Here is a 12,661-nt window from a genome sequence, read left to right as displayed (position 1 = left end):
TGCGGCCCCTTATGGTGCTGGCACGCTGCCGCAGTTCAGCGGCAGGGGCATGGCGATGCTGTCGGCGGCGCCGGGGCGGGCGGCGGGATCGGGCGTTTGTTTGCTGAGCCAGCCGGAGACGGCGGCGATGTCGGCCTCGTTCAAGCGGTTGGCGATCTCCGCCATGCAATCCGGCGCGGCGGCGCGGCGCACCTTGTTCTTCCATGCGCCGAACTGGGCGTTGACGTAGTCGCTTGGCAGGCCGATCAGGCCGGGGATGGCGGGCACCACGCCGGTCAGCGTGCTGCCGTGGCAGGCCACGCAGGCCGGGATCTTCTTGGCCGGATCGCCTTGCTGCACCAGCGCCTGGCCGCGCGCCAGCGAGGCCGTGCTGGCGCTGGCGCCGCTGCCGGCCTGGGCCGGCGGGTAGGGCGGATGCTGCTGCGAGAAGTACTCGGCGATCTCGCGCAGATAGGCGTCCGGCAGGTGGTCGACCATATAGGTCATCATCGGATAGTGGCGCCGGCCTTCGCGGAAATTCACCAGCTGGTTGTACAGGTAGCCGGCCGGCTTGCCGGCGATGCGCGGGAAGAAGGCGTCGCCGCGCTCCTTGACGGCGTGGCAGGCGATGCAGGCGGCCACGCGTTGTTCCAGCGTGTCGGGCAGGGTGGCTGGCGCGGCGGCCAGTGACGGCACGCACCAGCCGGCGACAGCCAGCGCGGCGCATGCGCGCACGACGGAAAATGTGGACATGCCATTCCTTGAAGTCGTATCTATCTGGCAAGGATACCAGATCGCTTCTATAAAGGCTTGGGCGGGCGGGGAAGTTTAACGGCTTTCATCGGCGGCAGCTTGTTGCCGGCGGCGATGAAGTGGCGGTAGACGCGCAGCGCGACCTGGGCGTCGTCGGCGGCATACAGGATCTGCTTTTCGTTCAGGCGCGGCAGCGCCCAGTTGGTGGTCGAGATCTTTTTGGACTTCTGCAGCTTCTGGCCGAAGAACTTGGCGACGGCGGTCTTGGCGCCGAGGTCGTTGCGCTGGCCCGGCGTGCGCAGCGCCACCGACAGGTCGACCACGCCGGCCGCGCGTATCGCCAGCTTGGCGTGCAACCGCTTGACGTCGTCGGACAGGCCGAAGCCCACCTTCAGCAGGGCGGGCGCTTCCAGCACCGCTTGCAGCACTTCGCGCATGGGCGCGGAAATGCTGCTGCCGATCTGAAACAGATAGGCCTTGTGGTCGGTGGAAAACTGGATCAGGTGCGGGCCGGTCGAGGTCTCGCCCTTGGTGAAGGTCGGCTTCGATTCGGTATCGAAGCCGATGGCGTCGGTGGCCAGCAAGATGTCGCGCGCGGCGATGGCTTGCTCCAGCGTGGCGATCAGCTGCACATCGCCGATGCGCAGACCCACGTAGGGCGGCAGCTCGGCTTCCGCCGGCGCCGCCTGCTGTTGCGTAGTCAACGCCAACTCAACCCTTGCGCGAGAACTTCGCGGTCAGCTGGTTCAGCTTGTCGGCGCGCACGCGGGCCGCTTCTTCGGCCGCGGCCGCGTCGCGTTCCGCCTTCTTGCGTTCGGCTTCTTTCTTGAAGCGTTCCTGCAAGACCTGGGTGGCGTGGGCGCGGTGGGTGTCCGTCACTTCGGCGCCAGGGGTGCCGTCCAGATCGTGGCGCACCTTGGCTTTTTCCATGACTTTCAGGTAGCGCAGCGAGCCGGTATGGATGCCGAGCGCGGTACGCATGGTCTTGCGGTCCAGTTCGGGCATGACGGCGAGGATCTGCTTGTCGATACCAATCGACAAAGGCAGGAAATCGCGGAAGGCCGGGAATTGGGTCTGCAATTGTTTCAGCAAGCTGCGCGGGGTAAGAGCTGCAGGCGCTGAAGTGGATGCGGCGGTAACGGCAGTGGCTGCGGGCTCGGTTGCCGGCGCCTGAGGGGTGAGACTAGTGTTCATCGACTTCATAGTTTAAGCAAGAGGCGTGAGCATATCATGGGCACTACGGGATTGCAGTGCCTTTTAGGCCATGATGTAAAAATGACCACGACACCATCATACGCCAGTTGGACGCCGGGGGTGCGTTCGCACGCCAAAACGTGTATAATGCGAGACGCACTTTTGCAGGACGGTGCGTTTCAGTTTGGTACAGGATGCGATTTGGACGGTCTGACAAGAGTTTGTAGCCCTTGTTATATGGTTTTAAGATGTCGGATATAGGTACTATCAATTATCCTGATGTCGCGCTATACGGCATACTTTGCCCTCTCCCTATTCTTCACTGAAAAGAGAAACAAGCCCGTTGTTGGATGCGGGCTTTTTTTATTCCGCAGATAATCGTCAGCTAAATTACAACATTTCCATCTGTGCGCACCGGTAACGGTCGGCGCTGGCTATGGCATTTTGTATTTTCTGGCGAATACGCATTGAGAGATATTTAATGACAAAAACGCCGAAAACTTTAACGTTGTCCGTCAAGGCCGCCCGCACCAGCTCCGCTCCGCTGGTGGTGCCAAAGACGACTCTATCTTATGTGATCGATAATGCGCAAGAGGCAGCGAGCAAAGTAACGGTAGTCAAAAAGAAAACGCGCCTGAGCGCCGCGGCCGAAGCGGCCCAGGCGGAAGCGCAAGTGGCGGTGCAGCAGGCCGACAGCGCGGACGCGCCGGTCAAGACCGTCAAGGTGGCGCGCAAGGTCGCCGGCGCGCCGGCCGCCGAAGCCGGCGCGCCGGCGGTGGTGGTCAAGGCCGCACCGAAATCCAAGCTGGTCAAGGCTGCCAAGGCCGAGCCTGCACCGGTCGTCATCGTCACCGCCGGCCCAGCCGTCAGCCAGGTGACGGACGCCGCCACGCTGGCCTCGATCGACACCTCCGGCTACCTGCTGCCTAGCGTCAAGGTACCTGGCCGCCGCGGCCGCAAGCCATCCGAATTCACGCCGGAAAACGACGAAGTCGCGGCACTGAACGCGGTTGAGCGCGCCGAACTGAAGGCCGTGTCCAAGGCCCGCGAGCGCAAGGCCAAGGGCGGCGCCGCCGACATGCTGGGCGTCGATTCGAAGAGCACGGCTGAAGAGCTGGAACGCCGCCGCACCCAGATCAAGAACCTGATCAACATGGGCAAGGAACGCGGCTTCCTGACCTACGCCGAGATCAACGACCAACTGCCGGAAAACATTGTCGACCCTGAAGCGATCGAAGGCATCATCGCGACCTTCAACGACATGGGCATCGCCATCTACGAGCGCGCGCCGGATGCCGAATCGCTGCTGCTGACCGACAGCGTCGCCACCGTCACCTCGGACGACGAAGTGGAAGCGGCTGCCGCGACCGCGCTGTCGACCGTCGACTCCGACTTCGGCCGCACCACCGACCCGGTCCGCATGTACATGCGTGAAATGGGCGCCGTGGCGCTGCTGACGCGCGAAGGCGAGATCGAGATCGCCAAGCGTATCGAAGGCGGCCTGAAGGACATGATCCAGGCCATCTCCGCTTGCCCGACCACGATCGCCGAGATCGTCGCGCTGGCCAAGAAGATCGAAGCCGACGAGTTGAAAGTGGATGAAGTGGTGGACGGCTTCGTCGACCTGAACGAAGCGAACAACGCGCCGGCCGTATCGGCCGCGCCTGCCGTCGCGTCGGATGAAGATGAAGAAGAGGAAGAAGAAGTCGAGGAAGAAGACGGCGACGCCAACGGCGGCGCGGCGGGCTTCTCGACCGAGCAGCTGGCGCAGCTGAAGAAAGCCGCGCTGGAAAAGTTCGACGTCATCTCGACCCAGTACGACAAGATGCGCAAGGCCACCGGCGGCTACGGCTCCAAGGCGTATGTGTCGGCGCAGGAAGCGATTTCGGCCGAACTGCTGGGCATCCGCTTCACCGCCAAGGTGGTCGAGAAGCTGTGCGACACGCTGCGCGGCCAGATGGAAGAAGTGCGCCACATCGAGCGCGCCGTGCTGGAGCTGTGCGTGAACAAATGCGGCATGCCGCGCGCCCACTTCATCAAGGTCTTCCCTGGCAATGAATGCGACCTGGACTGGGTTGACGGCGAAGTCGACAGCGCCTATCCGTACAGCGCCATCCTGGGCCGTAACGTGCCTGCGGTGAAAGAGCTGCAAAAGAAAATGATCGACCTGCAAGCCCGCGTGGCCTTGCCGCTGGCCGACCTGCGCAAGATTAACAAGCAGATGGCCGCCGGCGAAAAACGCGCGCGCCAGGCCAAGCGTGAAATGACGGTCGCCAACTTGCGTCTGGTGATTTCGATCGCCAAGAAGTACATCAACCGCGGCCTGCAGTTCCTGGACTTGATCCAGGAGGGCAATATCGGTCTGCTGAAGGCGGTCGACAAGTTCGAATACCGTCGCGGCTACAAGTTCTCGACCTACGCGACCTGGTGGATACGTCAGGCCATCACCCGTTCGATCGCCGACATGGCCCGCACCATCCGCGTGCCGGTGCACATGATCGAAACGATCAACAAGATGAACCGCATCTCGCGCCAGATCATGCAGGAAACCGGCAGCGAGCCGGACCTGGCGACCCTGGCCGTCAAGATGGAAATGCCGGAAAACAAAGTCCGCGAAATCATGAAGATCGCCAAAGAGCCGATCTCGATGGAAACGCCGATGGGCGAGGACGGCGATTCGCAGCTGGGCGACTTCATCGAAGACAACACCACGCTGGCGCCATTGGATGCCGCGCTGCACGCCTCGATGCGCAACGTCATCAAGGAAGTGCTGGATTCGCTGACCCCGCGCGAAGCCAAGGTGCTGCGCATGCGCTACGGCGTGGAAATGTCGAACGACCACACGCTGGAAGAAGTGGGCAAGCAGTTCGACGTGACCCGCGAGCGTATCCGTCAGATCGAAGCGAAAGCCATGAGCAAGCTGCGCCAGCCGTCGCGCTCGGACAAGCTGAAGACTTTCCTGACGCAGAACTAAGCGTCAGTTGAAACAAGAAAGGGAGGCCGCGTGCCTCCCTTTTTTATTTTTTAACCAGGATAAATACTGAGCGACTTCAATAACAACCGCGTGAGTCGATGCAATGCTGAACCTGGTCACTTCGACCGGACCGGAGATCGCTCATGTCCAGACACGCACACGCGCTTGCGCAAATCCACGCGCACAAGCATGCCCACAAAGCCAAACCCAGGCAGCAGCCAGCTCATGTAGCCCGTTTTATTGGCCTGCATGTCAGTGACGCACAAATTATCGCTGCGCGAACTGGCATCCCAGCCGAAGTGATACTCGCACAATCCGCGCTTGAGAGTAACTGGGGACGGTCCGTCAAGGGCAGTTATGCTACCGATCCCTACTATGCGCAAAAATTGAAATCCATCATACATTTACACATCACGCCGCTGCTCAAAAAGTAGCTATTGGATCGAGCCATGAAACCATCTCACCGTTTGTTTGCCCTGTTGCTTCTGGCGTCGTCATCGATATTTGCCGGCGAAATAAGAACCAAAGACGAAGCAATCAAGCTTGCCACCGGCGCCATCCACAAATATCGGCTGACGACACTGAAGGATGAATGCGGCTTAATCGATGCAATCGAGAAGCCCTTGTATTTCGAAATTTTGGTGCGCGAACGTCACACGCAAGACTGTGGCGGCACGCCGGAAACAGGTCCCCGCCTGTTTAGTGTGCGAGTAAGGAAGCATGATGGCCGGCTGACCAGCGACGTTTATGACGGGACAAACTATAAGCCGCTGGACCACGCGCCCGTTCGGATCAAGTAATTGTGATCGCACCGCGCTCCCAGGAATTCGTTGCTAACCTTGTTTGGCGTGACAAACCGCGCATTTTTTCTGGCTCGGTTGCAATGCACTAGAGGTATCGAAAAAAACGGTCTTTGAATGGACCAAGTCATACGCCGCTGAGGCAGGCGTTGCTGGTCATGGCCATCTGCTTCGGCGGCTTTATCGTGAGCGCGTTCTGCATGGCGTCCGGCGACGCCGCCGTGTTGAGCTTCAGCGACCGGCGTTCTGCCGATATCCTGATACAGGAATTGCTGTCCGCCTGTGTGGCGCCGGCGCTGCTGCGGCTGAGCGGCTATCCGCTAGCGACCTTGCTGCCCAGGCCATCCTGGGGCGGGCTGGGTGTGGGCGTCGTGTTGTATGCCGCCGCAGTTCTTGCTGGCATACTTGCAACGTGGCTTGCGGCGCTTTGGCGCCTCCAACGCGGTCGGCATCGTGATGCTGGTGCGGTTGCTTTGCCACTGGTACCAAGGGCCTGCGGGCGCAGCCGGGGTGCTGGCGATGGGGCTGGTGTTCAGCATCTACTACGCCGGTACCGGCCGGCTGTTCCCGGTGATGGCCGCGCATGTGGTGGCGGGTTTGCTGCCCTTCCTGTCAACGCTGAATTAAGGCGACGAGATGATACGAAACATAGTCCTGGCATGGGCGTTGGCCGCAGCGCCCGCTTCGGCCGCCGGCGAGACGATCGATGTCGCGGCCGGCATCCAGCTGGCGCAGATCGACTTCGACACCTATCACGCGCTGCTGCTTGAGCGTTGCAAGGTGGTGGCGCCGGATGCGGTCGACGCCCTGACGGCCGTGATGGCGCAGTGGAAGGAGAACAACGCGGATGCGCTGCTGATCCTGCGCCAGTTGTACAAGGTTCAGTTGATACAGCAGATGCGCGCCCGCCAGCCGGACGCCACGGACGCCGCCATCGCTGCGCATGTCGCGGCGGTGCAGGGCGTATTCAACGGCGGCCTGCGGGACAGGGTGGCCGGCGTGACGGTCGACGAAGCGAAGGCGTCCTGCGAGAGCGGCTACGCCCGAACCCTGCAGACCCAGCGCGACATGGACTTCAACATACTGCTGAAGCGGATGACGCTGGGGCGCTGAGCGCGGCGACAGGGTATTCCATTGTCACCAGAAAATGCCATAATCGCAATTTTCCGGCCTTTGCTGTGCCGCTGGTCGTTGGCGGCGCTGTCGGCTGCGCTTTGTTATCGCTGCGAAGAATCTGAATCATGAGGTCTTCAAGCGCCACCGCCGGCGTGCCGCCGGTTCAGTACGATAGTTTGGGATACCAGTCGGCGCCGCGCCCGGCCGGCGTCAGGTCGAGGATGTTCCACAGCGGCGTCGGGTCCGGGGCGCCGCGCGGATCCTGGCCCGGATCTTCGGTGCCGCCCAGTTCGCTGGCCCAGAAATGGTGAACCTTGCCGTCGCGCTTGACCCAGACGTCCAGCGCCGGCCACTCGCTGCCGTCCGGCGCCAGGCCGCGATAGTCGCGCGGATAATCGTCGCCGACGCACTGGTAAAAGGCCAGGTTGCGCCAGCCGCGTTCGCGCGCGAAGGCCAGTTGGCGCGACACCGGCGACCGTCCCAGCACCGCCACCGCCACCCGCTGCGACAGGTCGCGCGACGGAATGTCGATGGCGCCCAGGAAGGCGGTGCACATCGGGCACGGCCGTTCGCGCTGCGGGCCGTACATCCAGAAATACGTCACCAGCGTGTCGTGCCGGCCGAATAGCTCGGCCAGTTTCACCGTCTCGCCGTTCTCGTCGATGAAGCTGTAGTCCGGCGCCTCGCCCCCGAGGGGCAGGGCGCGGCGCTGGGCGGCCACGCGTTCGATGTGCCGTCGTAGTTCTATCTCTTCCGCCAGCAAGGCCGTGCGCGCGGCACGGTAGGCGGCGCTGTCGTTCGGATAGGGCGTGCTTCTGGCAGCCAGTTCAGCTGCCGGCGTCAGCGTGGCCATGTCGACCTCCTATTGCATGAACCAGCCGTGGCTGACCACCAGCGATTGTCCGGTCAACGCGTTCGACGGGAAGCTGGCGAACAGCAGCGCCACTTCGGCCACGTCCTCCACCGTGGTGAATTTGCCGTCCACGGTATCGGCCAGCATCACTTTCTTGATCACGTCTTCTTCCGAGATGCCCAGCGTCTTGGCCTGCTCGGGGATTTGCTTGTCGACCAGCGGCGTGCGCACGAAGCCCGGGCAGATCACGTTGGCGCGCACGCCGTGTTCCGCGCCTTCCTTCGACACCGCCTTGGCCAGCCCGATCAGGCCGTGCTTGGCCGTCACGTAGGCGGACTTGAGCTTGGACGCTTCCTTCGAGTGCACCGAGCCCATGTAGATCACGCTGCCGCTGCCGGCCTTGTACATATGCGGCAGGCAAGCCTTGGTGGTCAGGAAGGCGCCGTCCAGGTGGATGGACAGCAGCTTCTTCCAGTCCTCGTAAGGGAAGTCTTCGACCGGGTGGATGATCTGGATGCCGGCATTGCTGACCAGTACGTCGATCTGGCCCCAGGCCTCGACCACGTTGGCGATGCCGGCGTTGACCTGGGCTTCATCGACCACGTTCATAGCGATGGCCATGGCCTGGTGGCCGGCGCCCTTCAGCTCGTTGGCGGTGGCCTGCGCCGCTTCCAGGTTCAGGTCGGCGATGACGATCTTGCCGCCTTCGCGCGCGTAGACCAGGGCGATTTCCTTGCCGATGCCGCTGGCGGCGCCGGTGACGATGCAGACTTTGTCTTTCAGCTTCATGTGTTCGCTCCTCGTGGGGGTGGGAATATAACTGCGTGATTACAGCAAGACCGCGCCGCGCCGTCTATGCGCTGGCGTACAGAGTCGGCAAAGTCAGGCGCACGAACGCGCCGCCTTCGCCGTGGTTGCCCACCTCGACCGTGGCGCCGATCCGCGCCGCGCGCTCGCGCATGCCGACCAGGCCCCAATGGCCGCTGCGGCCGCCCTGCGCCAGCGTGTCCGCCGCGATGCCCTGGCCGTTGTCGCGCACCAGCAAACTGAGCTGCTCCGCGCCGTACGCCAGCTCGACGACGATCTCGCTGGCCCTGGCATGGCGGAAGGCGTTGCAGATGGCTTCGCGGCCGATGGAAAACACTTCATCGCCGGTGATGGCGGGCAGCGCGTATGGTGCACCTTTTTGTTCGAGCCGGAAACTGGCCGAAAGTCCTGCCGCCAGCCGCTGGCCGAAGCGGTCCAGCGATTGCGCCAGCGTTTCATCGTCGCGCAGCGGCGAGCGCAGGCCGCGCACTTCGTCGCGCCCCTCGATCAGCGCCTGCTCGATGTAGCCGATGCCGCGCTCCATGGCGGCGCGCGCGGGCAGGGTGGCCGGCACCTGCTCCATCGCCAGCTGCATCATCAGGATGGTGCCTTGCGCCTCCTGCAGGAAGGTGTCGTGCAGCGCGCGGGCGATGCGCTCGCGCTCGCTCAGGCGCTCGACGTGGCGCGCTTCGATCAGGCGGGCCATCTGCGCCAGCCGCCAGCGCCAGGCCAGCACGGCCAGCGTCGCCAGCACCAGCAGGCAGATCACCTTGAACCACAGGCTTTGCGTGAAGGTCGGCGCTATCGTCACCTGCAACGCCGCGCCCCCGGTGTTCCAGACGCCGTCCTTGTTGGCGGCGATGACCTGGAAGCGATAACTGCCCGGCCCCAGGTTGGTGTAGAAGGCTACCCGGCGGCCGCCGGCCTGCTGCCACTCGCTGTCGACGCCTTCGAGGCGGTAGCGGAAGGCGAGCTTGTCCGGCATGGACAGGCCCAGCGCGCTGAAGCCGACCTGCAGGTTGTTGGCGCCGGCCGGCAGCGCCAGCGGCCCCGCCACCGGATAGGCTTTGCCGTTGCTGGAGACGGCGCGGATTTCCACCGGCGGCGGCGTGGCGTCGCGGGCGGTGGGGCCGGGCGCTATCGTCGCCGCACCGCCCAGGCCGGACAGCCACAGCGTGCCGTCGCCGGCTTCGACCATGGACGGAAACGGCCCGGTCGGCTGGATGCCGCCGCTGACGCCGTCGTCCTTGTCGAGCAACTCGTAACCGACTGCGGCGCCGCTGCGCAGGAACCGGCCCAGCTGTTCGGCGGCGATGCGGAAGGCGCCGTCGTGGCCGTGCAGCCATAGTTCGCCGCCGGCCGTTTCCACCAGGCCGCTGATGCCGCGCAGTTCGTGGCCGTCCGCCAGCTGCAGCGGAATGAAGCGCCGGCCGTCGTACAGGGCAGCGCCCAGTTCGCCCGCGATCCACAGGTGGCCGTTGCGTTCGACCATGGTCAGTACATTGCCGATGCGCAGGCCCTGGGCCGCGCCGACCATGCTCGCGGCGCCGCGTTCGATGATGGCGATGCGGTTGTCCGGATAACCTATCCAGATGCGGTCGCGGCGGTCGGCCAGCATGGACAGCACGCGCGCGGCCGGCAGGCCGGGATAGTCGACCCGGCTCCAGCCGCCGCCGTGGTGGCGGTAGATGCCGAGGTTGACGTAGCTGGCCCACCAGTCGCCGCCGCCGTCCTGGGCCAGCGCGCGCGGCGCCATCTGGTCCTTCAATGCCGCCGGCGGCGACGGGATCAGGGCGCCGCTGCCGCCGGCCTCGGGCAGCCAGATGCCCTGGGCCGTGCCCAGCGCCGGGCGGCCGTCGCGGCCGGTGGCGGCCGAGCGGAAGGCGTGCGGCGCGCTGTCGTAACGGCGGCCGCCGGCATCCACCAGCCACGAGCCGGAGTGGTCGCCGCTGATGCGGACCTTGCCGTCCCGGCCCGGAGACAGGGCCGGCGTGGCGATCTCCAGATGGCTGGGCAGCGCCCGCACGCGGTTGGGGCGGAACAGGTCCAGCCCGCTGACCGTGCCGATCCAGACATTGCCTTCGCGGTCTTCGAAAAAGGTTTGCGGGTTCATGCCGCTCAGGCCCTGCTCCCGGGTGATGCGCTGGCGCGGATCGGGAAACACGTCCGGCAGCATGCGTTCGACCCGGTTTTCGCTGAGCAGCCACATGGTGCCGGCGCGGTCGAACCACATGCCGCTGCCGGGCAGCTCCGGCCTGGCGGGCCGGCCTGCGGCGGGCGCCTGCTGCGACATGCGGTAATTGGCGTCGCTGCCGTTCGAAGCCCACACGGTGCCGTCCGGCGCGGCGGCCAGCGACGACAGCCGGATGTCGGCCGGGCTGGCGATGCGGTAGCGGCTGTCGCCGTGGCGGCGGTAGTAGACGGCGCGGTCGCTCGACACCCATTGCGTGCCGTCGCGGTCGAACAGCACCTGCCAGATCGATTTGGCGCCGGGGTCGAAGCCGCTGTCGGCGCCGATGCGCTGCCAGCGGCCGCCGTTGAGCCAGGCCAGGCCGCCGGCCGTCGTCACCCACATGGTGCCGTCCGGCGCGCGGCCGAAGCAGTAGGTGGCGCCGGGCGGGAAGCCGTCGGCGGCGCCGTAGTGGCGCACCTGGCCATCCTTGAACACGCTGGCGCCGCCGAAGCGGTAGCCCACCCACAGGGCGCCGTCGGGCGCGGTGTACAGCGGCAGCACGATGGTCGAGCGCAGCGCCTGGCCGCCGACGCGGTCGCGCCGCTCGAAGTTGAGGCCGTCAAAACGATATAAACCGGTCGGCGTGGACAGCCACAGCCAGCCGTCGCGGGTCTGCGTGATGGCCTGGATCTGTGCCGGCGCGCCCTGGTCTGCGGTCCAGGCGCGGTGGCTGTAGTCGTTCAGCAGGCGGGCATGTTCGGCCGCGCCGGCGGCTTGCAGGGCCGCCAGCATCAGGCCGGCGGCCAGCCGCGAAGTGCGGCACATCAGGATTCTCATGCCGACAGCATAACGGCAAAGAGGGGCAGGGGCATCCTCTATTTGGCGGACAGCAGTCCTGGCAGGTTCATGCGCAGCACGGTGCCGGCGCCGGCCAGCTGCGCCACCGCCAGCTCGCCGCCGAAATCGGCCAGGCGTTCGCGGATGCCGCCAAGGTCCAGCACGCCTTGCGCGGTTTGCTGGTCGGGGTGGCCGTCGCCGCTGATGACGATGGACAGCAAGTCGGGCCGCAGATTGAGCGTGGCCTGCACGGTGCGCGCGCCGGCGTGGCCGCACACGTAGCCAAGCGCCGCCAGCACCACGTGGTAGATGCCGGAAATCTGGCGCTGGTCCAGCGTGACGCTGTCTTCGATCAGCTCCAGGCGGCAGCGCAGGCCGTGGCGGCGTTCCAGCCTTTGCATCTGCCATTCGATCGCGGCCGACAGGCCCAGCTCCAGCGTGCTCGGATGCAGCTCGTTGATCAGCTCGCGCACCGCAGTGATGCTGGCGTCCAGCGTGTGCAGCGCCTGGGCGGCGCGCTGGTGCAGCAGCGGCTGGTGCTCGCGCGTGCGGTCGTGCAGCGTGGCGACGTCCAGCTTCAAGGCCAGCAGGTTTTGCGCCAGGTCGTCGTGGATGTCCTGGGCGATGCGGCGCCGTTCGGTTTCCTTGGCCGTGTGCTGGTGTTCGGACAGCGCCCGCAGTTCCTGCACCGACGATTGCAGCAGATGCTCTGCGCGCTTGCGGTCGGTGATGTCGACGCACATGGCGATCAGCAGGTGAGGCTGGCCTTGCTTGTCGTAGGTGGGCAGCTTGTGGGTTTGCAGCCAGCGGTTCTCGCCCAGGCCGGGGTGCCACAGCTCTTCTTCGTAGATCAGGTGCTTGCCGCTGGCGAAAGCGGCGCGGTCGTGTTCCAGGAAGTAGGCGGTCTGGTCGGCGGGGAAGAAGGCGGCGCCGTCGTTGCCTTGCAGGGAGGCGAAGGAGATCCCCCACAGCGCTTCGCAGGCCGGGTTCATCAGCACGACGCGCGATTGCGCATCCTTGATGAACAAGGCCAGCGGCATGATGGCGATGATGTTGTGCAGTTCGCCGTTGTCCGGTTCCATGCCGCCGATGGCGGCTTGCAGCCGCGTTACGACCTCTTCAATGTTCGACTTTCCCAGCGATTCGATCAGGCTTTTCATATTGGCGGACAAAAG

12 protein-coding genes are annotated in these 12,661 nt (G+C 64.9%); 5 read left to right on the top strand and 7 right to left on the bottom strand.

Going from position 1 to position 12,661, the window contains the following annotated elements:
- Positions 1–9: 9 nt before the first annotated feature.
- The 3 genes from DUGA2_RS12795 to DUGA2_RS12785 are packed head-to-tail and all read right to left on the bottom strand — an operon-like array spanning position 10 to position 1,935.
- Positions 10–732: a c-type cytochrome gene (locus tag DUGA2_RS12795; protein ID WP_070269624.1), complete on the bottom strand. Its 723-nt coding sequence runs from the start codon at positions 730–732 to the stop codon at positions 10–12.
- 47 nt (positions 733–779) lie between these two features.
- Positions 780–1,442, bottom strand: coding sequence for a 3'-5' exonuclease (locus DUGA2_RS12790; RefSeq protein ID WP_229214676.1), 663 nt, complete (start codon positions 1,440–1,442; stop codon positions 780–782).
- Between the two features lies 1 nt (position 1,443).
- Positions 1,444–1,935: a ProQ/FINO family protein gene (locus tag DUGA2_RS12785; RefSeq protein ID WP_070269623.1), complete on the bottom strand. Its 492-nt coding sequence runs from the start codon at positions 1,933–1,935 to the stop codon at positions 1,444–1,446.
- Between the two features lie 472 nt (positions 1,936–2,407).
- On the opposite strand from DUGA2_RS12785, the gene rpoD reads away from it, so the two are divergent.
- The 5 genes from rpoD to DUGA2_RS12765 all read left to right on the top strand — a co-directional run bounded on the left by rpoD (position 2,408) and on the right by DUGA2_RS12765 (position 6,813).
- Complete coding sequence (gene rpoD / locus DUGA2_RS12780) at positions 2,408–4,900, top strand: RNA polymerase sigma factor RpoD (protein WP_070269622.1); 2,493 nt, start codon at positions 2,408–2,410, stop codon at positions 4,898–4,900.
- 143 nt (positions 4,901–5,043) lie between these two features.
- Positions 5,044–5,334: a glucosaminidase domain-containing protein gene (locus DUGA2_RS32605; protein ID WP_071658899.1), complete on the top strand. Its 291-nt coding sequence runs from the start codon at positions 5,044–5,046 to the stop codon at positions 5,332–5,334.
- A gap of 15 nt (positions 5,335–5,349) precedes the next feature.
- Positions 5,350–5,700 (top strand): hypothetical protein, encoded by a 351-nt coding sequence (locus tag DUGA2_RS12775; RefSeq protein ID WP_070269621.1) that lies wholly within the window; start codon positions 5,350–5,352, stop codon positions 5,698–5,700.
- Between the two features lie 393 nt (positions 5,701–6,093).
- The gene (locus DUGA2_RS12770) at positions 6,094–6,327 is read left to right on the top strand and encodes a CPBP family intramembrane glutamic endopeptidase (RefSeq protein WP_168167782.1); all 234 of its coding nucleotides are present in this window, start codon (positions 6,094–6,096) and stop codon (positions 6,325–6,327) included.
- A gap of 9 nt (positions 6,328–6,336) precedes the next feature.
- Entirely contained in the window at positions 6,337–6,813 is a 477-nt protein-coding gene (locus tag DUGA2_RS12765) for a hypothetical protein (protein WP_070269619.1), read from the top strand.
- 166 nt (positions 6,814–6,979) lie between these two features.
- Here DUGA2_RS12765 and DUGA2_RS12760 read toward each other — a convergent pair whose 3' ends face one another.
- The 4 genes from DUGA2_RS12760 to DUGA2_RS12745 all read right to left on the bottom strand — a co-directional run bounded on the left by DUGA2_RS12760 (position 6,980) and on the right by DUGA2_RS12745 (position 12,658).
- Entirely contained in the window at positions 6,980–7,669 is a 690-nt protein-coding gene (locus DUGA2_RS12760) for a DUF899 family protein (protein WP_070269618.1), read from the bottom strand.
- A gap of 9 nt (positions 7,670–7,678) precedes the next feature.
- Positions 7,679–8,458, bottom strand: coding sequence for a 3-hydroxybutyrate dehydrogenase (locus tag DUGA2_RS12755; protein ID WP_070269617.1), 780 nt, complete (start codon positions 8,456–8,458; stop codon positions 7,679–7,681).
- Positions 8,459–8,522: 64 nt separating this feature from the next.
- Positions 8,523–11,474 (bottom strand): sensor histidine kinase, encoded by a 2,952-nt coding sequence (locus DUGA2_RS12750; protein ID WP_070269616.1) that lies wholly within the window; start codon positions 11,472–11,474, stop codon positions 8,523–8,525.
- 50 nt (positions 11,475–11,524) lie between these two features.
- Entirely contained in the window at positions 11,525–12,658 is a 1,134-nt protein-coding gene (locus DUGA2_RS12745) for a PAS domain-containing protein (protein WP_229214675.1), read from the bottom strand.
- Positions 12,659–12,661: the final 3 nt, after the last annotated feature.

This window comes from Duganella sp. HH101 (assembly GCF_001758795.1).
Taxonomy (GTDB): domain Bacteria; phylum Pseudomonadota; class Gammaproteobacteria; order Burkholderiales; family Burkholderiaceae_D; genus Rugamonas; species Rugamonas rivuli.
Note: the sequence above shows the minus strand (reverse complement) of the source record. Positions and strands in the feature narration are given on the sequence as shown.

Bases quoted from the DNA above. Each gene is read 5' to 3' on its own strand.
- DUGA2_RS12755 (WP_070269617.1), bottom strand. From the start codon at position 8,458: ATGAAGCTGAAAGACAAAGTCTGCATCGTCACCGGCGCCGCCAGCGGC.
- rpoD (WP_070269622.1), top strand. From the start codon at position 2,408: ATGACAAAAACGCCGAAAACTTTAACGTTGTCCGTCAAGGCCGCCCGC.
- DUGA2_RS32605 (WP_071658899.1), top strand. From the start codon at position 5,044: ATGTCCAGACACGCACACGCGCTTGCGCAAATCCACGCGCACAAGCAT.
- DUGA2_RS12775 (WP_070269621.1), top strand. From the start codon at position 5,350: ATGAAACCATCTCACCGTTTGTTTGCCCTGTTGCTTCTGGCGTCGTCA.
- DUGA2_RS12750 (WP_070269616.1), bottom strand. From the start codon at position 11,474: ATGTGCCGCACTTCGCGGCTGGCCGCCGGCCTGATGCTGGCGGCCCTG.
- DUGA2_RS12765 (WP_070269619.1), top strand. From the start codon at position 6,337: ATGATACGAAACATAGTCCTGGCATGGGCGTTGGCCGCAGCGCCCGCT.
- DUGA2_RS12785 (WP_070269623.1), bottom strand. From the start codon at position 1,935: ATGAAGTCGATGAACACTAGTCTCACCCCTCAGGCGCCGGCAACCGAG.
- DUGA2_RS12795 (WP_070269624.1), bottom strand. From the start codon at position 732: ATGTCCACATTTTCCGTCGTGCGCGCATGCGCCGCGCTGGCTGTCGCC.
- DUGA2_RS12760 (WP_070269618.1), bottom strand. From the start codon at position 7,669: ATGGCCACGCTGACGCCGGCAGCTGAACTGGCTGCCAGAAGCACGCCC.